23 protein-coding genes are annotated in these 21,075 nt (G+C 57.8%); 10 read left to right on the top strand and 13 right to left on the bottom strand.

The window, feature by feature from the left end; translation table 11 throughout:
* Positions 1–101 precede the first annotated feature (101 nt).
* The 13 genes from JKV55_RS03850 to JKV55_RS20205 all read right to left on the bottom strand — a co-directional run bounded on the left by JKV55_RS03850 (position 102) and on the right by JKV55_RS20205 (position 10,408).
* Entirely contained in the window at positions 102–512 is a 411-nt protein-coding gene (locus tag JKV55_RS03850; RefSeq protein WP_237332654.1) for a Mov34/MPN/PAD-1 family protein, read from the bottom strand.
* A 53-nt stretch (positions 513–565) separates the two neighbouring features.
* Positions 566–2,197, bottom strand: coding sequence for a ThiF family adenylyltransferase (locus JKV55_RS03845; RefSeq protein WP_202082432.1), 1,632 nt, complete (start codon positions 2,195–2,197; stop codon positions 566–568).
* Positions 2,194–3,333, bottom strand: a complete 1,140-nt coding sequence (locus tag JKV55_RS03840) for a CBASS cGAMP synthase (protein WP_202082431.1) — start codon at positions 3,331–3,333, stop codon at positions 2,194–2,196. The genes JKV55_RS03845 and JKV55_RS03840 overlap by 4 nt, the downstream gene beginning before the upstream one ends.
* Positions 3,327–4,328 carry a CBASS cGAMP-activated phospholipase gene (locus tag JKV55_RS03835; protein ID WP_202082430.1) on the bottom strand — a complete coding sequence of 334 codons (1,002 nt, stop codon included), beginning with the start codon at positions 4,326–4,328 and terminating at the stop codon, positions 3,327–3,329. The genes JKV55_RS03840 and JKV55_RS03835 overlap by 7 nt, the downstream gene beginning before the upstream one ends.
* Before the next feature lie 6 nt (positions 4,329–4,334).
* Complete coding sequence (locus tag JKV55_RS03830; RefSeq protein WP_202082429.1) at positions 4,335–4,559, bottom strand: DUF2188 domain-containing protein; 225 nt, start codon at positions 4,557–4,559, stop codon at positions 4,335–4,337.
* Between the two features lie 437 nt (positions 4,560–4,996).
* Positions 4,997–5,431 (bottom strand): YkvA family protein, encoded by a 435-nt coding sequence (locus JKV55_RS03825; protein ID WP_202082428.1) that lies wholly within the window; start codon positions 5,429–5,431, stop codon positions 4,997–4,999.
* 14 nt (positions 5,432–5,445) lie between these two features.
* Positions 5,446–5,943 (bottom strand): RadC family protein, encoded by a 498-nt coding sequence (gene radC, locus JKV55_RS03820; RefSeq protein WP_202082427.1) that lies wholly within the window; start codon positions 5,941–5,943, stop codon positions 5,446–5,448.
* Positions 5,944–6,147: 204 nt separating this feature from the next.
* Positions 6,148–7,044, bottom strand: a complete 897-nt coding sequence (locus JKV55_RS03815) for a recombination directionality factor (RefSeq protein WP_202082426.1) — start codon at positions 7,042–7,044, stop codon at positions 6,148–6,150.
* Positions 7,041–8,024: a YqaJ viral recombinase family nuclease gene (locus JKV55_RS03810; RefSeq protein ID WP_202082425.1), complete on the bottom strand. Its 984-nt coding sequence runs from the start codon at positions 8,022–8,024 to the stop codon at positions 7,041–7,043. Before JKV55_RS03810 ends, JKV55_RS03815 begins: the two co-directional genes overlap by 4 nt.
* Positions 8,025–8,102: 78 nt before the next feature.
* Entirely contained in the window at positions 8,103–9,056 is a 954-nt protein-coding gene (locus JKV55_RS03805) for a DUF932 domain-containing protein (protein WP_202082424.1), read from the bottom strand.
* A 75-nt stretch (positions 9,057–9,131) separates the two neighbouring features.
* Positions 9,132–9,461 carry a hypothetical protein gene (locus tag JKV55_RS03800; RefSeq protein ID WP_202082423.1) on the bottom strand — a complete coding sequence of 110 codons (330 nt, stop codon included), beginning with the start codon at positions 9,459–9,461 and terminating at the stop codon, positions 9,132–9,134.
* A 94-nt stretch (positions 9,462–9,555) separates the two neighbouring features.
* Complete coding sequence (locus JKV55_RS03795; protein ID WP_202082422.1) at positions 9,556–9,750, bottom strand: AlpA family transcriptional regulator; 195 nt, start codon at positions 9,748–9,750, stop codon at positions 9,556–9,558.
* Positions 9,751–9,778: 28 nt separating this feature from the next.
* Complete coding sequence (locus tag JKV55_RS20205) at positions 9,779–10,408, bottom strand: inovirus Gp2 family protein (protein ID WP_202082421.1); 630 nt, start codon at positions 10,406–10,408, stop codon at positions 9,779–9,781.
* 386 nt (positions 10,409–10,794) lie between these two features.
* Here JKV55_RS20205 and JKV55_RS03785 point away from each other — a divergent pair, with 386 nt between their 5' ends.
* The 10 genes from JKV55_RS03785 to JKV55_RS03740 all read left to right on the top strand — a co-directional run bounded on the left by JKV55_RS03785 (position 10,795) and on the right by JKV55_RS03740 (position 20,642).
* Positions 10,795–11,685, top strand: coding sequence for a hypothetical protein (locus JKV55_RS03785; protein WP_202082420.1), 891 nt, complete (start codon positions 10,795–10,797; stop codon positions 11,683–11,685).
* Positions 11,686–12,282: 597 nt separating this feature from the next.
* Positions 12,283–12,864, top strand: coding sequence for an anthranilate synthase component II (locus JKV55_RS03780; protein WP_202082419.1), 582 nt, complete (start codon positions 12,283–12,285; stop codon positions 12,862–12,864).
* A 388-nt stretch (positions 12,865–13,252) separates the two neighbouring features.
* Positions 13,253–14,467 (top strand): aspartate aminotransferase family protein, encoded by a 1,215-nt coding sequence (locus JKV55_RS03775; RefSeq protein WP_202082418.1) that lies wholly within the window; start codon positions 13,253–13,255, stop codon positions 14,465–14,467.
* Positions 14,468–14,546: 79 nt separating this feature from the next.
* A complete protein-coding gene (astA, locus tag JKV55_RS03770; RefSeq protein ID WP_202082417.1) occupies positions 14,547–15,563 on the top strand; it encodes an arginine N-succinyltransferase in 1,017 nt (338 codons plus the stop codon).
* 4 nt (positions 15,564–15,567) lie between these two features.
* Positions 15,568–17,037: a succinylglutamate-semialdehyde dehydrogenase gene (astD, locus tag JKV55_RS03765; RefSeq protein WP_202082416.1), complete on the top strand. Its 1,470-nt coding sequence runs from the start codon at positions 15,568–15,570 to the stop codon at positions 17,035–17,037.
* A gap of 344 nt (positions 17,038–17,381) precedes the next feature.
* The gene (locus tag JKV55_RS03760) at positions 17,382–18,182 is read left to right on the top strand and encodes a DUF1338 domain-containing protein (RefSeq protein WP_202082415.1); all 801 of its coding nucleotides are present in this window, start codon (positions 17,382–17,384) and stop codon (positions 18,180–18,182) included.
* A 176-nt stretch (positions 18,183–18,358) separates the two neighbouring features.
* Entirely contained in the window at positions 18,359–19,222 is an 864-nt protein-coding gene (locus tag JKV55_RS03755) for an NAD(P)-dependent oxidoreductase (RefSeq protein ID WP_202082414.1), read from the top strand.
* Between the two features lie 257 nt (positions 19,223–19,479).
* Positions 19,480–19,752, top strand: coding sequence for a nucleoid-associated protein HU-alpha (gene hupA / locus JKV55_RS03750; RefSeq protein WP_094040604.1), 273 nt, complete (start codon positions 19,480–19,482; stop codon positions 19,750–19,752).
* 108 nt (positions 19,753–19,860) lie between these two features.
* A complete protein-coding gene (locus JKV55_RS03745) occupies positions 19,861–20,289 on the top strand; it encodes a hypothetical protein (RefSeq protein WP_202082413.1) in 429 nt (142 codons plus the stop codon).
* On the top strand, positions 20,286–20,642 hold the full coding sequence (locus tag JKV55_RS03740) for a sirohydrochlorin chelatase (RefSeq protein ID WP_202082412.1): 357 nt from the start codon (positions 20,286–20,288) through the stop codon (positions 20,640–20,642). Before JKV55_RS03745 ends, JKV55_RS03740 begins: the two co-directional genes overlap by 4 nt.
* The last annotated feature ends 433 nt before the right edge of the window (positions 20,643–21,075 follow it).

The following is a 21,075-nucleotide window of genomic DNA, read 5'->3' as shown; positions in this document are numbered from 1 at the left end:
GTGGATGTTTACCGCTTAAGACCTGCCGGCGCCGATTCTACTTTTGTTGGTTAAACAGGCAGCAATATGGCGCATTAAGTGCCGGCTGCTGAAGCTGGCTTTTATTCCACTGGGGTCAGCACTAAACCGTGTCCCGAATTTGGCACTAATTCGACATAAAGGGATTTTCGTCCGACGATGACAGCAAGCGTTGGCCGCTTATCCCGACGTTTAGTTGATAAGCGCTTCCATTCCGTTCTATCGAGCCCAGAAGGATGAGGATGGTCTTCGGGATGGGTATGCCATTCGCCCAGGTAGCGGACGGTACCTTGACTCGTCGTCCACCGAGACTGAGCGATCGCTTCGTGGCCAAACGGCATCCGTTCAAACAGGTAGCGGAATCTTTTGTCCCATGCTGTGGGGACCGTTGCTTGTTCAATGAGCATGTGGGTTCCATGAACCGAGCCGAGCAGAAGCCCACCAGCTTCGCAGTCGACATCACGGATCTGAATGTGCTGACAGAATGTCTCCATCGATGAGTCCGAAAAATGTAGCAGTGTCCTCCTATCGTCGGTAGCCCAGGAACTCATGAACTGCATAGGGGGCACTCCCGATCCTGAAGTGGATCGCAATCGGGGGTGGCAAGCTGCTGGGTGCGGTCGAGCAGTCTGGTACGCAACGCAGGGGAATAGATGCCGTTGACCCAATCAAGAGCCATCTCAGCACCAAGACTGGCAGCGTGCACCGACACCGAAGCGGGAAACGGTACGTACAAGCCTTCACATCCATGCCCGGCTAAGATGGCAGGAAGAGGAGCAACAATGGAACGGAGTTCGCCTCTTCTATTGCTATGCCAAAGACATCGGTAGCATGCACCAGATGTGTTCATTCTCAGGAGTGTGCGGACAGCCGTTCCTGGCCCCTCGATCCAGATCGAAAGCATGGGCGTCGGAGGTGTATAGTGGCCGCACAGCCAATGCCCGAGGGCTTCCTCCCCGGTGGCATCTATGAGCAGATCCAGCTCTCCCAATTGAGCTTGCCTGACATCCACGGGCAGCGCACGAATCTCGGCACCTGGCGCCAAGCGCTTGAGTTCCTTCGCCATGGCCTCGGCTTTGTTCGACAGCAAGTCCGGAAATCCCAGACGATGACGCCCGATGTTTTGCGGAAGCAGAATGTCGAGATCCACTAACGTGAGTTTGCCGCCGCAGGTCCCCGCCCCGGCCTTGACCAGCATATCCGATAGATATCCGCCGATAGTGCCGCATCCCACAATGGCTAGGTTTTTACCGGCAAGTGTCGTTGACTTGGGCATGTTCCGCTGGGCAAGATACCTATCATCAATTCTGACTACTGAGATGGGCATCACCTTCAATCCATAGCTCGAATCCCTGCGATCCGTGAGCTTGCTTTTTTGGACCGGATGTTGGCGGTCATAGAGAACCGCAAACCCATACGTCATCAAAGGAGATTCGATGACGATCAAAACTCCGTTGGCCTTTTTCTTTTCCCCTTCCTTGATGCGCTTGTGAATCTTGCGCCGGCACCGGGGATCAAGGGTGCTTTGCCACGCCAAGATATCCCCAACTGTTTCAGGAGGCCAATGGTTGGTCAGAGGGCGAGGTTGAGCACCAGTCTTGACCCGGTAAGTTAGCACCGTTCTATCGGTGACTTGGTAGCCGAGCGACTTCAGCTTCTCAGTTGTTCGATCTTCGTTGTCGGTGATGAACCACAAAGGACTCCCATTGGCCTGTGCGACGATGCAGCTCTGCCGCCCCAAGTCATTGCCTTGGATATCCACGAAGCAAAGCCAACCATGCCAATAGGAGAAGAACTCTTCCGCTAGATCTTCGATCATCTCCCCCTTCACGATATGCCCGAACACGACAGTGGCGCGTTGTAGGCACGCCAGCGACTGCCCGACAGGATCGTATATATCTAGAACGATCGTGCCTTTGGCGAGGTAGCAAAGTCCGCCGTCTGCGCCAAGATGAGGAACTGCTGCGGGCAACTCCGAGGGGATTTCCAACAGCCGGATACGAGGCAAGTCGAAGAACTTGGGGTCGAGTTGAACCTCACACGGACAGCCCTTGTCCGCTTGGGGTGGGATCAAATGCCCATGCAGCTTGAGCCAGCCGTCATCTGTCTTACCAACAAACTTGAAGCCGCGCTGCTTGAAGGCTTCGATCACGTCTGCGACCGCTGAGGCTATGCTCATCCAGCCTTCGTTCTCCCGACAAGTTCACTCGGGCCGGCGGTGGCGGGAGCCGCGGCAATGGTGGCGGCAACGGACACCGCTTTGACCCGATCTGGCTCGTTCGGAAAGCGCGAGCCGAATTCGCCTTGCATCCAGATGCAGGCCTGTGAAGGACTGCCGGTGCCGGTGGCTCCGCGAAGCACCTTCTCGAATTCTTCGAATGCCTTGGCCGCATCTTCGACACCCGCTTGGCCAAGTCGCTCCGTGAGCGATTCAGACTCTTCCACGGGGTTGTTCACTCCCTCACGCAACCGGGCTGGCAGTGCCGCGACGACATCCAGCAGAGCGAGATCGTCGCGCCTATCGCGTTTCTCAAAGAGTGGGGCCGCGGCTGCCATCAGCAGGATCGAGGAAGGTCCTCCGCTGGACCACCTCCAATCGCGGAAGGCTTTCAGGTAGCGAACCACACGCCGGAACTGCTCCCCCTTGGCAGCCACTTCTGCCAAGAACCACTCCTTCACGGGCCTAGGATCGGAGAGCATCCAGTCGCATTCACGATGAGCAAGCAGCACCTTGTCAGCGGGGAGCGCAGTCCAGGTATCCTGCTCCGCCATGTTTACAGCTTCCAATAACGAATCGTAGCCACGCCGTTCCATAGACGCCTTTAGAACCGCAAACTCTTCGTCTGGGATGGCATACAGAGGAATATCAATATGGGCATACGCGGCAATGACGATGCGGATGCACGTCGGCTTATCGGTGACAAGCGTCCACCGCTTTTCCTTGACCAACGGCTTTAATGCTTCTTCCGCCGCAGTAAAGAATACCGTCGCCGCAGTGCTGGGACGCTTCGTCTGAGAGACGAAACTCATTGGCAGATAGCAGCCATCATCGACATCGGCTTGCTGAGGGGGTTGTGCCGGGGAGTTCAGCGTTTTGTATGCCCACGACCCTTGCGTGAAGAAGCGGGGCTGGGGGACACCCTCCGTATATCCATTTTCCCTTAATACGCGTGGAATACCTGTGCGCAGGCAGTCTCTGACATCTGTGCGTGCGCTGGCGATCAAGGCGCGCTGCTCAGGAGTCAGCTCCAGATCGTCGTGCAAGCAGGATTCGTCATCAAGGGTGGTGAAGAAAAGTGGGCTCAAGTTCAGCATGCGTCCTCCGAAACATTTTTGTTGGGACCGTGATAGAAGATGGGGGTGCCAGCCTGGTGATCTCGAAATGGTTTGAAAAGTGGGTTGCCGAGCGCACGCTGAGCCGCGTGGCTTCCACGAGCCTTGAGTGTATTAGTGGCGCCAATAGAAACCCGATCCAGCGCCTTCACGTCCTTGCTTTGATCCGGTGTCGCCTTGTCGTCGATTTGAAAGTAGTTATCGCCTAACGCTTGCCGCAGCATGTAGTCCACCGATGATTCCTGTGCGGAGATCACTAGGTCAAAAAGTCCTCCGCGCCACTTCCCAAACCCACGGTCGAGACTGGCGCCGCCGCGAACGGTCGCACCGATGGTCATTGTGCCAATGGAAAGGACCCGTACCAGCACATCCTGCTTTGGTGCCAGGAATGTCTTGACTTCGTGAAATCCGAACAAGCCGGGGGCGTTGCCTACCAGCCCCCCATCTGCAAAGACTCCACGGTCATTGCGCGCCAGAGGAAAATAAACCGGCGCGGCGGCAGTTGCCAACGCCACATCAACGACCTTCATACGGTGATCCAGCTCGAAGGATGGATGGTGCGGTGTCTTGAAGAACTGCCCGAGACCAGTTGAGTAGTTGACTGCCGGCACAAGAACACGATGCTTCAGATCGCCTATAGTGGTCTCTTGGAAGCGTTCAGTCAGCACTTCTCGCAAGCCCGCCGAGTCATGCTTTGCGGTCAACCAGAACCCCAGAAGTCTCCGTGAAAGGCTGCGGGAACCAAAGATGCGTCTGCCCTGTTCTTCAAACAGTGCCTTGAGTTCGTAGGCCGGAATTTCCGCAGCCAGCCCCAAAGCCAGCATCCCTCCTGCCGATGTGCCGCAAATCAGATCAAAGTGCGAAGCTATAGGACGGCCCAGCACGGTTTCGAGCTCGGCGAGAACCGTGGCGGTGTACAGGCCGCGATAGCCTCCACCCGACAGGGCGAGCACATGATAGGTAGGAATGTCAGCCATGGCTCCTTAGCCTCTCGGGGGAAAGGGGTCGTTGCCATGGCTATCCTTGTCACGGATACGGCCATCCGGGCGATGGATGATGAGCTCGGACTTCTGGTTACGTGCAATATCCCGCGCAGCATCTATTGCTTGTTGCTGCGTGTCATGCACAGAGGTTGCTCTCTGATTGCCGGCTCCTTTGACGGCCCAACCGTCTTGGTGAGGAACAACATGCTGATTTTTGCCTGCCATAGTGGATCTCCTAGAGTTGAATCATCGGAACTTCGGCCAGCCGGCCGTGTTGTCATCGGATGGCCCGCTGTAGCAAGATTTTTGCTCATTCAAATAGTAGGAAGGTTAAGATAGTTAACCTAGAACATGCATAAACCTACATCTGTTCTCTGTCTGGTCAAAAATGTATCAGAGTCAGTGCATTGCGGCAAATACTGAGCGGGTGTCATTGAATGCAACTGACGTTATGTGGAACCGAGTAGCAGTTTTTCCTACAGAACGGATATTGCAAACAAGACCGTCACTGAGTGCGAGCAGGAAATCTTCCAAGTACCGAATCAAGCCTGCTCCAGGTCGAACTTCGAATACTCATCCTTGATGTCCAGGAATTCCGGCATATACGGGGTGCGGATAGAGTCGTCGGGTGTAACGGCAGAAATTGGTGCTGTAACACCCGACTATTTTACGTCCAGCACTTCCGGCCCATGAGTCTTTGTTTCAAGAGACAAAAAAAAAAGCGACTCACCGTCGCTTTTTTTTTGTTTTTCAGTCGCCAAACCACTCCCGCAGCTGCGGTCGGCTTGCCGCTCCACCTCGGCATCCACGTACAGCGAGATGGTGACCAGGGCGGCGCTCAGCACCGCCAGATCGTCGCTGTAGCCGATAACGAAGATGGCGTCAGGGATGGCATCCAGCGGAATGATGAAGTAGGCCAAGGCACCGTACACCACGGTCTTGGCCCACAGCGGGGTTTCCGGCTTTTGGGCCGCGTAGTACAGGCACAGGCAGTGACGGATCACATCTTTGCCTGCCCGGCGCAGGTTGGCCCTGAGCTTGCGCCAGAACCGTTGCTCGTTGAACTGGGGCTCCAGCTCGTTCGGATTAAACGCCATGGGGGCTCCTTGGGTTAAATCTGGCCGCGCTCGGCCAATGACACACAACCTTCCAGGCCTACAACCACGTGATCCAGGGTGCGGATGTCCACCAGGCTGAGGGCGTCCCGCAGGCGCTGGGTGATGGCCACGTCCGCCCGGCTGGGTTCGGGATCGCCAGAGGGGTGGTTGTGCACAAAGATGGCGGCGGCCGCGTTGCAGGCCAGGGCCAGCTTGACCACCTCCCGGGGATAGACGCTGGCGGCGTCGATGGTGCCGCGAAACAGCTGTTCGAAGCGCAGGATGCGGTGCTGGTTGTCGAGCAGCACCACCGCGAAGATTTCGTGCTCGCATTCCTGCAGCAGGGTTTGCAGTGCCTCGAAGGTTTTGCTCGGGGCGTCGAGCACCCGGCCCTTGGCCAGCCGCCGGCGGGCCAGTTTGTGGGCCATGTGCAGAATATCGGCCTCGGTCACCGGACCGGGGGCCAGGTAGGTGCCGGCCTGCTCGCCGGCGATAAAGGTGTTATTGCTCATGGGAAACTCCAGGCATAAAAAAGCGCCGCTCAAGGGCGGCGCGTAAAAGGGATATGTGTAAGCAGGGCATGAGGACTAGAAGTGTCTCACTTCCAGATAAACTGAAACGCCAGCAATGACGATTAACAGCCCCCAGGCAAGCCATTCGATCCAGCTGTTGTTCATTGTGAGTCTCGTTTTTGCTGCATTGATGGAATATAGCAGTTACCCGACGGTACCCAGTTTGTTGGTCAGGCGGGTGGCCTTGACCAGGTTGGTGGGCTTACTTTCTGGTTCGGGCTCGGGCTGGCCGTCCTGCTCCGGGTAGAACTCATCCAGCAACAGCGGGACTTCATCTTCACCGTCCTCGAACTGGCCGTTGTGCAGCAGCTGTTTGGCGGTTTGTTCCAGGCTGGCCATGTTCACCCCGGCCTGCCGGTAGTGCTCCGCCTCCTGTAGCGCGGTGCGCACCGCGTCCGCCAGGTTGTCCTCGTCGCGCAGGGTCAAGTCCACGTAGTACACCGGGGTGCGGTAGGACTGGGTGGTGCTCTTGGCCCTGAGCTTGAGTTGCAGCGCCAGATGGCGGGTATGGCCACCGGTGACCGCCTCGAAGTACTGCAGCCGGGCCGCCAGGGTGCGCACCGAGTTGTAGCCGGTGGTACGAAAGATAAAGCTGCCCAGCTCGTCGTTCTGCCCCTCCACCTGCAGGTTCAGCCGGCCATAGAGCTTGCAGCCCTGCTCATGGGCAAAGCGGCAATGCTCCGGCCCGGGACAACACACCTCTTCTATTCCTCCTTCATTGACGCGTTTGGCGGTTTCGCCATTGCCCACGCACAGCGGCCGGCCGGTACTGCGGTCGAAGGCGCTGTATTCGGCGCGCAGGTTCAACTCACTGTCGTTGAACAGCACCCGCACCGGGATCGTCCGGATCTTGCCGTTGGCCGCGCCCTCCGCGTAGCGCTGGTGCAGCGGATGCAGCATCCAGCCGTTGCGGTTCTGGACCTGAGTGGTGAGGGTGAAGCTGTCGTCCTTTTCCGGCAGCCACTTGTCGTTCTTGTTGACCAGCTTGCCAATGCTGATCCGCCCGATGATGGGCGGGGTGATGGCCAGTCCCTTGATCATGACTTGCTCCTTTGCAGTTGCACGGTAAAGCGGCGCGAGCCGGGTACGGTCTTACTGCACTGCTGCAGCCATTCCGGGTGGTTGTTGCTGAGCTTTTCCATATCGGGCACCACCCGGTCGCGACTGCGCTTCCAGCTGATTTGCCCCTCCTGGAACACGGCGCCGCCGGCCTCGCCCAAGGCGGCCTGCAGTTGCTGCTTGAGTCGGGCTTCCCGGGCCTCGGCTTCCTCCTTCTTCTCCTTGGCGGTCAGAAAGTGAAAGAACAGGTTGTTCATCTCCGGTGACTCGGTCAGATCCAGCACCGGCGCCTTGTCTTCGGGATAGAGCGCCTGCAGCGCCTGGCCGGCGTCCTCCGAGCCGTCCGGCTCCGGTTGGGTGTCGTTGACCACGTGCTGCCAGAACACGGTCTCCCGTTGGATCAGATCGGCAATCTTGTCGTCGTCCCGATTGACCCGGTAGATACGAAAATCCCGCCCGGCGATCAGCACCGCCACATCAGCCCAGGCATGGCCGGTGACGGCCAGCTGATGCAGCACCTGGCACTGGTAGGCGAGGGGAATGCCCTGCTCCCACTGGGGGGCGGAGTGATAACCGGCGGTCTTGATCTCCAGGGTGCCGACGCCATCCGGGTGGCCCAGCACCTCCCGGTCCAGGTTGGCGAGCATGAAGGGGTGTTCCGGGTGCTGCAGCACCGCATTGACCCGACGTACCTTGAGCTTAGTGCGCTGGGCGTAGACATAAGCCACCACCGGCTCCAGGGTGGTGCCCCAGAACACTGCCTCGTTGTTGGTCAGGTCGGGTGCCGGGCGGCGGCCGGTTTTCTCCAGCCACAGTGACAACGGGCTCTTGTAGGGGGACAGGCCAATGGCCACCGCCGCATCGGACGAGCCGATACCGGACTGGCGCACCTGCAGCCATTGTTCACGGGTGAGCGCCTTGGTGTCGGCCAGGCGCAGGGCGTTGGAATAACGTGCTTTCATGATGAGTCTCCTAAACGCATAAAAGCCCCGCTGGCGAGAGCCAGCGGGGCTTATGGGGCAATGAATCGAATAACGGGATTAGTGAAGTAAGGCCATGGCCTGGCTGTAGGCCTTGTGCTTGAGCTGGGCTCCGTGACCGAACCAGGCGGAATCGAGCCGGTAATCCTGGTTGCGGGCGCGACGGTGGTGGTCGACAAACTCGGTCATGGCGTTGACCAGGCCCCAGGCGGTGTTCTTGCTGGACGCCAGTTCGGCACCCATGCCGGCGCCGTCGTACAGGCTGAGCAACTGCTGCATCGGCTTGGCGGGCGGCAGGTCGGCTTGGGTGGCACAAGGGTCGTCCAGCACCTCGGCAAAGAAGCGATGGGCTTCCTCCGGCGAAACCGGGCGTTGACTCATGGCCTTCAAGTCGCGCATGAAGGTATCCCAGCTCGACAGGCCGAGCCCCAGGGCCTCTTTTACCTGCTTGGGGTCGAACACGGTGGAGTGGGGCACCTTGACCGCGCCGGCCTTCTGGCCAACGGCCACCTGCAGGGTGTTGTTGCACACCACCCGCACCGAGGTGAACTGGGCGGTGGTACAGAGGGTGCCATCGCAACTGGTGGCGAGCAACAGATAGGCCTTGAGCTGGTCATTGCCCTTGAGCTTGGCGGCCTGACCGGTTTTGGCCAGGGCCCACAGCTTGCGGCCGCCCTTGAGTACCCCGGCGGTTTCCAGCTCGAAGCCACCGGCCTGCACCAGGTCCTTGTAGAAGTGCAGCACCTCCTCGGGCTGCACCACCTTGTAGCGATTGGACACCACCGACAGGGGCGCCAGGGTATCGGAGCGATACAGCACCTGAGCACTGTCGTGGCTGCGTAGGAACAGGCCCTCCTCGGCGGCGTTGAACATGACGTCGCTTTGCTTGATGGACCAGTCCATGCCGGCTTCCTTGAGCCAGACCGACAGCGGCTGCTGACGGGATAGTTGATTGCCCAAGCCATGCCAGGGCACCTGGCCCACGTAGGCCATGGATTCGACGAGATGAGACATAACCGTTTCCTGAAAATGAAGGAGTGGATGAAGTGACGTCGAGCGCTAATCACTGAACGGGCTGAGCAGAAAGGGTCACTCTTGGGGACGGAAGCAATGACCGCAGTCGGTGCATTGGAAGTTATCGAGCACTTTGGCGTCGATTTCCTCTCCCAGTTTTGCTCCTGCCATCCCTCCGGCGGCACTGCCCACCAAACCGCCAATAATGGCACCGGCAAGGCCGCCCAGGGTCATTCCCAAAGGACCACCAATGGTTCCGACGATGGCACCCACCCTGGCGCCACCGGCTGCGCCAGCCATGCCTGAAGCGCCTCCGGCAATAGCGCCTGTGGTGCCGCCAATCTTTCTGGCGATGTCACGGGTAATAACACGTTGGGAATGGCAGGAAGGGCATTGAATAGACATAAGTATACTCCTTGACGTTGTTTTAACTCAGGGGTGAGTTAGCTCAAGGAGATGAGATATATCTGAAGTTTCTTTGATTGCTGGCTGGTGTCGATTAGTGGGGTTTCTCGTTATCTCGCTGAGCAACTTTTTCCAGTATCCACTCCTGAATTTCACTTTCAACCCAGGCGACGGCTCTCTCGCCCAGTGGCACGGGTTTGGGGAATGCCTGCTCTGATATGTACTTATAGATAGTAGAGCGAGCCAGGCCGGTGCAGTCCATGACTTCTTTAAGTTTGATGAGTCTCATAATGTTACCCTTTTTGATGCTGTAAGAGTTAGTTCTGGCTTGTTCCGAATGAACGGCCGCCATCTGCTGTGTACTTGCTGAATGCTTTTGCAAGGTAGAGGGCTCGATTTACTAGCGAGTTATAGTCCTCTTCAAATAGATGTCGGTCGGCATTTTTATTTATGGTGTAGTTAGAGTTCTCGGGGAAGTGAACAAGCCTGAAAGCATCTTCAATGCACAATTCTATTGCGCTGGCCCATGCGGAATAAACCATTCCACTTAACCCACTATCGATTAATCGATAGTTGCCTGGTGATTGAAAGGTATCTTTGTTGAGCAGTATGAGAACGTGATAGTGACAATGGACTGAGTCATTTATCTCTCGACACCAAATGTATCTAACGTTTGTTGGGTGAACTCGCTTACCCTCTCGTTTTCTTCTTGATAGTGAATGGCTGATTTTTGACTTTAGAGACTTGAAGAATCTGGTGATGACTTCTCGGTCTGCTCTGAAGTGTTGAGACGGAGAGTCTGAGTAGAGTGAGTCGAGTAGATCCCAGGGAAACCTAAGGTCAAATCTTATCGCAATGGTTCTGGGGTGATCTGCCAATGCACGATCAATAACAGCGACTACCTTGTCGGCTTGTCTGTGGTTTGTTTCAGTCTTGTTTGTTCTCATGGTTTGTCTCCTGTGTATCTTCCACAGGAATGACTGCTCTGGTTATTAAATATGACTGAGTTCCCTTTAGATAAGGCCTACTGAGATACGCATATTAAACATACCGACATGTATCTAGGGCCGTGAGGGCGGTTGCGCTATGGGTTAGGGAGAGGCAGTGCGGGAGAGATGTGCTCGCAAGTTATGTTCGCTTTAAGTCATGCGATGGTCTAGTGGTTGGATTAGGTATGGAAGTCTACAACAAGAGGAAAAAACCGAGTTAAAAGCAACTCTGAAGTGCTATTTGTTGCTTATAATCACATGAAAATAAGTTGATTTTGATATGATTTTAATGTGATTATACCATGTTAATATCTTGATTTTATTACTGCGTAATTGAGGGGTTTATGGGCGAAAATATTGAAGAGGTTAAATGTGATGTAATTCAAAGATTTAAGGGTATTGCTGATGAAGATGAGTTTAAGTTGAGGTACATGATTGGGAATTATGAACGTATTGAGGGTTTGAGGCATAACTTCTCGTATGATGTTGACGGTCTGTGTTCATACTTTGCTGGCGAATTTCTAAAGTGGATTGGAAAACCCATCTCAAAAAGGCATGGTAATTCATTAGATAGGTTTGAAAAGGTTTTTAGTCATGGTTTTGAAGAAGTGAGAGTTAATGTTGGTGATGTATCGTGGCTTGAAAGTAGGGAAGACGAATGTTTTGTTGCCTGGGTTGCCTGTAGGAAGTATCGAGGAGGGAAAAGATATAATGATTTTGGGCTCCCCTTGAGGCCCGCAGTGCATAAGGAAATTTATACTGCAGTAAAAGAGTTTTTAGTTTTTCTTGATATAACATCTAGGGGTAAGGAAGAGTTTGTTGATAACATTCGTGATGTTCTGTCAAGGTTGGATGAATCTAGCAAGATGTTTTCGTGGGTTAAAGATAATGATGATGATTTTATTTCTTGGCTTGTTGAATATTTGGATGGGAAAGACTTGATGGAAGGCTTATCTTCTTTGCCTGTTTCATGTGATAGGGTGAAGGTCTTTAAAACTGCTTTTTTTCTTTGGGAGGCACATCCTGATACGAAAACGATTTTTTTGAGAAGTGCGAGAGCAGCCTGGTCACAGAGAAAGTTTAGAGAGAGTAATAGGGATAATGGACGTTTGAATACTTATATAGGGAAGAAGGCTAAGCAAGCTCTCGTTAATCTAGCTGATGATGACGGGGTTAAAATAAAGGATGTACTGAATAAGCTGATTATGAATGAGTATGATAGACGTAAAAAGTAATGATGTTGGATGTTTTTCTTTGTGCTTTTTGAAAGTTGGCTACTACTGTTCTTGATGGAAGTTTACTTCTTGCTTGTTTTTGATGAGGCATTTATGGATTTACTCAAGGGAGTGTTGTAGTGTTTTTTATGGTTAGGCCCTTAGGCGTTAAAGTGTTCATAGATGTGACATAACCTTTCATGCTGTCTGAGTGTGCATCTGCTGTGGTGTCTGAGAGTTTTATTGTAAATACTGGCAGGTACAGTCGATGTGATGTGTTATTTTCGTCAATACTCGTTGGCTTATTGTTTTCACGGCGGGGCAAAACCATGTATCTGTATTCGTGGCAGCCTTGAACTGCGATAACTCGTAGCCGCCGAGATTACGATGAGCCGCTTCAGGATCAGCAGGCTGGTCATCAAGAGGATGATGTGAATCTCTTCTTGTCAGAAGGTCGTGAAGTTTGACGCCAACGAGATAGATGCGAAAATACCGTTTCCTCATGTGTGCTGTTGAGGTCTCGGTTCTGGGTATCAAATGAAATTGCGGGTATCAGAGCGGGTATCAAAGCAGTGTATGGCTTTGTTGTATCAATAGAATCAAAGAGATAAGTGCAATATGCTGTTGATGATCGACAATTACGACTCCTTTACCTACAACCTGGTGCAGTACTTCGGTGAGCTGGGGCAGGAGGTGGTGGTGCGCCGCAACGACGAGATTGCCCTGGACGAGATCGCCGCGCTGGCGCCGCGGGGGCTGGTGATTTCACCCGGGCCCTGTACGCCGAACGAGGCGGGGGTGTCGCTGGCGGCCATCACCCGTTTTGCCGGCGTCATCCCCATCCTCGGCGTCTGCCTGGGGCACCAGGCCATCGCCCAGGCCTTCGGTGGGCGGGTGGTGCGCGCCCGCCAGGTGATGCACGGCAAAACCTCCCCCATCCGCCACACCGGCCGGGGTCTGTTCAAGGGGCTGCCGGATCCGCTCACCGTCACCCGTTACCACTCCCTGGTGGTGGAGCCTGAGAGCCTGCCCGATGGCTTCGAACTCACCGCCTGGACCGAAACCGGCGAGGGGCGGGTGGACGAGATCATGGCCATGCAGCACCGCCGCCTGCCGCTTTACAGCGTGCAGTTCCACCCCGAGAGCATCCTCACCCAGGGCGGCCACCGCCTGCTGCAGAACTTCCTCGAACTTATCTGAGCCCTTCCCTGGCGCCGTTTGCGGCCCATTAGAAATCCTGTTGCCGGCCCCGACTATTAGTTTTACTTATCGGGGCTATCAGTGTTTTTCGTTCGTCAGCGGCCCTTATCCCGGGAATAATGCGGTTTCCGCCTGTCGGGCCGATCGTGTCAAAAATTTTTTCGGTTGCCCTTTTATGCAGCCCGGCCGCTGGCCGGGGCCCGGACCGGCGGTTTTGATGCGAGCTTATGCAATATAAATGACTATATTTTTTCTTTTATCCGAATAAATGACTAATATTTTCGGTTGTTGTAGAGACAAGTAACCATTGTTTTGCAATAATGCTCGCGTGTTTACATGGATTTAACTTTTATCGCAGAGCAAGCTGCGGTATCCGGAGGAGATAAGCATGTCTGATATGGCAGTCACCCGCGAAATGTTCGACCAGGTCATGGTCCCCAACTACGCCCCCGCCCAGGTGATCCCGGTGCGCGGCCAGGGTGCCCGGCTGTGGGACCAGCAGGGTCGGGAATATATCGACTTCGCCGGCGGTATTGCGGTCAACTGTCTCGGCCACTGCCACCCGGCGCTGGTGTCCGCGCTCAAGGAGCAGGGCGAAAAGCTCTGGCACCTGAGCAACGTGTTGACCAATGAGCCGGCGCTGCGCCTGGCCAAGAAAATGGTGGACGCCACCTTCGCCGAGAAGGTGTACTTCTGCAACTCCGGCGCCGAGGCCAACGAGGCGGCCCTTAAGCTGGCCCGCCGTTACGCCATCGACAACTTCGGCCCGGAAAAGACCCAGATCATCGCCTTTACCCAGGGTTTCCACGGCCGCACCTTCTTCACCGTGTCGGTGGGTGGCCAGGCCGTCTATTCCGACGGTTTCGGTCCCAAGCCGGCCGACATCGACCACGTGCCCTACAACGATCTGGCCGCGCTCAAGGCGCTGATCTCCGATCGCACCTGTGCCGTGGTGATGGAGCCGCTGCAGGGCGAGGGCGGCATCATCAGCCCCGAGCCGGCCTTCGTGCAGGCGGTGCGCGAGCTGTGCGACCAGCACAACGCCCTGCTGGTGTTCGATGAGGTACAAACCGGCGTGGGCCGCACCGGCGCCCTTTATGCCTATATGGATCTGGGCGTGACCCCCGATATCCTCACCAGCGCCAAGGCCCTGGGCGGCGGTTTCCCCATCGGCGCCATGCTCACCACCAGCAAAATCGCCGCGGCCTTCAAGGTCGGCACCCACGGCTCCACCTACGGCGGCAACCCCCTGGCCTGTGCGGTGGCCGAGGCGGCCTTCGACACAGTCAACACCGAATCGGTGCTGAACGGCGTGAAGGAGCGCGAGGCCTGGTACCGGGAAGGGCTGGACGCCATCAACGCCAAGTACGGCTGCTTCGAGCAGATCCGCGGCAAGGGCCTGCTGCTCGGCTGCGTGGTGAACGAGCGGTATCAGGGCCGGGCCCGTGACTTCCTGCAGGCGGCGATGGAAGAACAGCTGATGGTGCTGATCGCCGGTGCCAACGTGGTTCGCTTCGCCCCTTCCCTGGTGATCACCAAGGAAGAAGTGGCCGAAGGCCTGGCCCGCTTCGAGCGTGCCGTGGCCAAGGTTGTGAACGGCTAAATACATTCCGGCGACAGGTATTAAGAGCGGGGCAGGGTTGCCTCGCTCTGGTCGCCAATAGCGTAATAAGGAGTTCTGCATGTTGGTGATTCGCCCCATCGAGCAGAGAGATTTTCCCACCCTCAAGCAGATCGCCATCGAGTCCGGCCATGGGTTTACCTCGCTGCCGGTCAATGACGAGTTGTTGCAAAACAAGATCGATCACTCCATCTCTTCGTTTTCCTGCCGGCCGGCGGGCAAGGGCGAGTGCCTCTATTTCTTTGTGGCGGAAGACAGCGACACCGGCGAGGTGCTGGGCACCACCGCCCTGGATGCGGCCGTGGGCCTGTCTTCCCCCTTCTATACCTATCTGCTGGGCAAGCAGGTACACAGCTCGCGCAAGCTGGGCATCTACAACGTGGTGGAAACCCTGACCCTGACCAACGACTACACCGGGGTCAGCGAGTTGTGCACCCTGTTCCTGCGCGAGCAGGCGCGGGAAGGGATGAACAGCCGGCTGCTGTCCAAGTGCCGTTTCCTGTTTCTGGCCGAGTTTTCCGAACTGTTCGACCATCGCATCCTGGCCGAAATGCGCGGTGTCTCCGACGACGGCGGTAACAGCCCGTTCTGGAGCTGGCTGCAGGAGCACTTTTTCTCCATGGACTTCCCCACGGTGGATTACCTCACCGGCATCGGTCAGAAAGGCTTTATCGCCGATCTGATGCCCAAGTATCCGATCTACGTCAACCTGCTGTCGAAAGAGGCGCGGGCCGTGATCGGCAAGACCCACGACAAAACCCGGCCGGCCCTGCGCCTGCTGGAGGAAGAAGGCTTTGCCTGGCGCGGCTATGTCGACATTTTCGACGCCGGCCCCAGCGTGGAGTGCGATCTCAAGCAGATCCGCACCGTGCGCAACAGCCGCCGGTTAACGGTGCAGGTTGGCCATCCGGTGGATGCCGGCAAGCATCTGATCAGCAACACCCGCTTCGATGGTTTCCGGGCCCTGATCGGTGATTTGGCGGTCAATGAAGAAAAAGCCCAGGCGGTGATGACCCCAGAGGTTGCCCGCCTGCTCAAGGTGGAAGACGGCGACAGCGTCCGGGTTGTGGAGATGTAAGGCAATGACTGAAGCAGTGCAATATATCAATGGTCAATGGCTGGCGGGCGAGGGCGAGCCGTTCGTCTCCCTGGATCCGGCCAAAAATGAAGTGATCTGGCGCGGCGCGGCCGCCGCTCCCGAGCAGGTGGCCGCGGCCATCGCCGCCGCCCGCGAGGCGTCCCTGGCCTGGGCCGAACGCCCGGTCGAGGAGCGGCTGGCCATCGCCAAGCGCTACGCCGAGCTGCTCAACGAGCACAAGGACGAGCTGGCCCTGGTGATCGCCCGGGAAACCGGCAAGCCCCGGTGGGAAACCCTCACCGAGGTGGCGGCCATGGTCGGCAAGGTCGGCATCTCCGAAAAGGCCTATTTCGAGCGCACCGGCACGGTGGAAAACCCCATGCCCGGCGCCCGCGCCTTCGTGCGCCACAAGCCCCACGGGGTGGTGGCGGTGTTCGGCCCCTACAACTTCCCCGGCCACCTGCCCAACGGCCACATAGTGCCGGCGCTGATCGCCGGCAATACCGTGGTGTTCAAGCCGTCCGAGCTGACCCCCATGGTGGCCGAGGAGATGGTCAAGCTGTGGGCGCAGGCCGGCCTGCCCGCCGGGGTGCTCAACCTGGTGCAGGGCGAGGTGGCCACCGGCAAGGCGCTGGCGGCCCATCCAGGGTTAGATGGCCTGTTTTTCACCGGCTCGTCCCGCACCGGCAACCTGCTGCACAGCCAGTTCTCCGGCCAGCCGGGCAAGATCCTGGCCCTGGAGATGGGCGGCAACAACCCGCTGGTGGTGACCCGGGTGGAAGACGTGGACGCCGCCGTGCACACCATCATCCAGTCCGCCTTTATTACCTCCGGCCAGCGCTGCACCTGCTCGCGCCGCCTGCTGCTGCCGAAAGGCGAGGCCGGTGACCGCATCCTGGCGCGGCTGATTGAAGTGACCAGGGCTATCCGGGTCGGCCAGTACGACGCGGATCCCCAGCCCTTTATGGGCTCGATGATCTCCGAGAAGGCGGCCAAGTCCATGGTGGCGGCCCAGGCCCATTTGCTGGCCCTGGGTGGCGAGTCGCTGCTGATGCTCAAGCACCTGCAGGCCGGCACCGGCCTGGTGTCGCCGGGCATTATCGACGTCAGCGCCATCGGTGAGCTGCCGGACGAGGAATACTTCGGTCCGCTGCTGCAGGTGATCCGCTACGGCGAGTTGCCCGAGGCGCTGGCCATCGCCAACCACACCCGCTACGGGCTCTCGGCCGGGCTGCTGTCGGACCAGCAGGAAGACTGGGACTACTTCTACCGCCGCATCCGCGCCGGCATCGTCAACTGGAACAAGCCGATCACCGGCGCCTCCAGCGCCGCCCCCTTCGGCGGCATCGGCGAGAGCGGCAACCACAGGGCCAGCGCCTACTATGCGGCGGACTACTGCGCCTACCCGGTGGCCTCGGTGGAAGACGACAGGGTGACCATGCCGGCCAGCCTGTCGCCCGGGCTGCAGTTTTAACTGTCCGGTTGCTATCGTCGTCATGCCCGCGCAGGCGGGCATCCAGGACCATAGGTGCCGATCTGACAGGCTTTGCCTCAACACCATGGACCCCCGCCTTCGCGGGGGCGACGACAAGATAGCGGGGGCGACGACAAGAAAATACGGGTTGCGGGCCGATAGCGGACGAGCCACCAGCGCTGTTCGCTGTCGGTACTCGGGCCCCGGCATCGCCGGGGTGGGGGAGGAGACAAGGCCGGCCGGCGTTTTGCCGGCCGGCGACAAGGTACTGAACGGTCGGGCGAGATGCCCGGCCGGCCAGATTGCGTGAAATAGGGATGACCCCACTATAAGGAAAAAAGAGCATGCACACTTCGGTGAATGAACTGTTCAACGCCCTGTGGCAGGACTATCTGAAGATGACCCCCAGCGCCCTGGAGATCCATCAGCTGCTGGGCGGCGGCAAGGCCATCATCAACGATCATGTGGCGTTCCGCACCTTCCGCCATCCCAAGCTGGGGCTGGAGAAGCTGGCCGCCCACTTCCTGGCGCTGGGCTACGAGCAGAAGGGCGAGTACCACTTCGAGGCCAAGAAGCTCTACGCTCGCCACTACGAGCACCCCCTCGATGCCACCGCGCCCAAGGTGTTTATCAGCGAACTGCTGCTGGAGCAGTGCTCCCCCGGGCTGCAGCGCATCGTCGCCGGCCTGATCGAGCAGGTGGACGAGCAGCTGCCCGGACAGACCCACTTCCTCTATTCCGGCGCGCCCTGGACGCTTTCCCATGAAGACTACCAGGCCCTGCTGGCGGAGAGCGAATACGCGGCCTGGCTGGCGGCCTACGGCTTCCGCGCCAACCACTTCACCGTTAGCGTCAACGAGCTGGACGGCTTCGACAGCCTGGAGGCGGTGAACAGCGCGCTCAAGAATGCGGGCTTCCGGCTCAATGCCGCGGGCGGCGAGATCAAGGGTTCGCCCGAGGTGCTGCTGGAGCAGTCCTCCACCATGGCCGACACCGCCATCGTCGAATTCAGCGACGGCAAGGCCGAGCTGCCGAGCTGTTTCTACGAGTTCGCCCTGCGCTATGCCCAGGCCGACGGCAAGCTCTATACCGGCTTCGTCGCCGCCTCGGCGGACAAGATTTTCGAAAGTACCAACGTCAATTGATAACCAGCGGGGACACCCCGCCGCTTGCCCATAACAAGAAGTGCCCTTTCGGCAAGGCCCGCGCAAGCGGACCTTGCTTTTTTATGGCGCCGGCAAGGCTTGTCCCCATTCTCTCGGCGTGTGATGATTTCTCTCCGATTCAATTTGTTATCTCTACCAGAGCAGGGGAACAGAAGATGAAACTGGCATTTATCGGACTGGGGGTCATGGGTTTTCCCATGGCCGGGCACCTGAGCAAGACGGGGCACGAGATCTGCGTTTACAACCGTAACCCGCAGAAAGCGGCCGACTGGGTGGCGCGCCATGGCGGCACCCACGCGGCCACGCCCGCCGAGGCGGCCCAGGGCGCCGACATGGTGATGGTCTGCGTGGGCAACGACGACGACGTGCGCGCCGTGGTCTATGGCGACGAAGGCGTGCTGGCCGGCATTAAGCCGGGCGCCTTGCTGGTCGATCACACCACCACCTCGGCCGGGCTGGCGGAAGAGCTGGCCCGCAAGGCTGCCGAAACCGGCGCGCGCTTTATCGATGCGCCCGTGTCCGGCGGCCAACTGGGGGCGGAAAACGGCACCCTGACGGTGATGATAGGCGGCGACGAGGCGGACGTGGCCGAAGCGGCGCCGGTGCTGGCCGCCTACGGCAAGAAGGTGACCCGGCTGGGCCCGGTGGGGTCGGGCCAGCGCTGCAAGATGGTCAACCAGATCTGCGTGATCGGCGCCGTGCAGGGCATCGCCGAGGGGCTGATGATCGCCAAGAAGGCCGGGCTCGACATCCCCACCCTGATCGAGGTGCTGGCCGGCGGCGCGGCCCAGAGCTGGCAGTTGCAGAACCGGGCCCAGACCATGGCCGAGGGCAAGTTCGACTTCGGCTTCGCCGCCCAGTGGATGCACAAGGATCTGGGCATCTGCCTGGAAGAAGCCGAACGGCTGGGGCTGACACTGCCGCTGACCGAGCATGTGCATCAGGTGTATGAACAGCTGCTGGCCGAAGGCTATGGCCGCTGTGATTCCACCGTGGTGATCAAAAGCCTGGAGTCCTGACATGGGCCCCCTGCTGCTACGGCAAGTTTTGCCCTTGGGGCCTGCCAGATGCTTGGCAGCAGGGGTTTCGGTCGGCTATGCTGATGTCGTCCGTGGCCGCTCGCCGCGGGCTTTCCCTTGCGGTTATGTGATGTTTTCCGCAGTTTCCGAACAAAACAACGGCACTTGATATTTGCCTTAAAGACAAAGGCTTTGCTTGAGCCCGAAATTTGAATAGAGTGGGCAACCGCTTAATGCCAAGTGAGAAAGGATACCCTATGAACAAGACTCAGCTTGTCGATGCAATCGCCGCCAAAGCAGATTTGAGCAAGGCTCAGGCCAAGGCAGCCCTGGAAGAAGTACTCAACGGTATCACTCAAAGCCTGAAGGAAGGTGATCCGGTACAGCTGGTCGGCTTCGGTACTTTCAAGGTAAACCATCGCGCCGCCCGTACCGGCCGCAACCCTCAAACCGGCAAGGAAATCGAGATTGCAGCGGCCAATGTGCCCAGCTTCGTTGCCGGCAAGGCGTTGAAAGACGCGGTCAAGTAACTGCTCCCAAACCCGGCTTCGCCGGGTTTTTTTTCACCTTCGCTTGCTCCTTTGATTGTCCGGTTGTTATAACTGAACCAGGTCTGTTCCCGTTTCAGGGAGGCTGTTATGGAAGTGAACGCGATTCGACAGGTGGCAACACCATGGGCCGGTGCCCGTGGCCTGACCACAGGGCTGATGCTGACCGAGCTGCATCAGGATGTTTGGAATGGCAGTCTGATACTGTCGATGGGCATGCCCACCGACATCGATACGCCACCCAGGGTGATTTACCGGCTGGTATTTGAACACCTGTTCGGCTACCGGGTGCTGGAAGGGAGCGATGTGATGGATTTTATGGACGACGATGAAAGAGACATCGACAGCCAGATCCAGCTGATTACCCCGTCCCGTTTCCTGACCTGGTTTCATCAGCAGACTCAGGGTACTCACCTGGAGGAAGACATTCAGCACTACCGTATTTCCAGCTGGGATTTTTGTGTTGATGTGCTGGCCGCCCAGGCGCCCCTGGTACAGCGTAAAGCAGGAGTGATATGAAGGGTTTTATCCTGGTCGCCCACGGCAGCCGGCGGGCGGCCGCCAATGAAGAAATCGCCGCCTTTGCCGGCGAGCTGGCCGCGGGCATGGGCGACAAATTTGCTGTTATTGGCCATGCTTTCTGGGAACTGGCCGAACCCAGCCTGGAGCAGGCCATCGATGCCCAGGTGGCGGACGGCGCCACCGACATCCGGCTGTTTCCCTATTTCCTGGCCCAGGGCAAGCATGTGGTGAAGGACTTGCCCTCGGTGCTGGAGCAGAAGCGGGAGCAGTATCCGCAACTGAGCATCACCCTGCTGCCCCACCTGGGCGCCCTGCCCGGTTTCGCCGACTGGCTGGGGCGGCAGCTGTAAAAAAGAGCCCGCAGGGGTAATGCCGTTCACCTAAGGTGAGCGGCATTTTTCTTTCTGACTGCTGACAAAGCTTTGTAGTTCTCTGTGGCCATTCCAGTATTACTCTGTGGTCACTCCCGTATTGCTCTGTGGTCACTCCCGTATTTCTCTGTGGTCACTCCCGCGAAGGCGGGAGCCCAGTGCAAACTGTCATGGATCTCCGCCTGCGGAGATGACGATGATGTAAAAGCCGTGGTAAAGAGAAATATCTGGCGAAAAAGCAGAGGGGCCTATCCGGCCCCTCGGTATTATCCTTCCAGCTTCCAGCTTCCAGCTTCCAGCTTCCAGCTTCCAGCTTCCAGCCTGGCTTTTAGTCACAAGTTTTTGTTGACATTTTTCATATTTTTACACGGGCTTGGTGCACCATACTCATGGCCGCCAAGCTCTTTTCTTA

The sequence above is a fragment of the Zobellella iuensis genome, assembly GCF_016746085.1.
GTDB lineage: Bacteria > Pseudomonadota > Gammaproteobacteria > Enterobacterales > Aeromonadaceae > Oceanimonas > Oceanimonas iuensis.
This window is presented reverse-complemented; position numbering and strand designations above follow the sequence as displayed.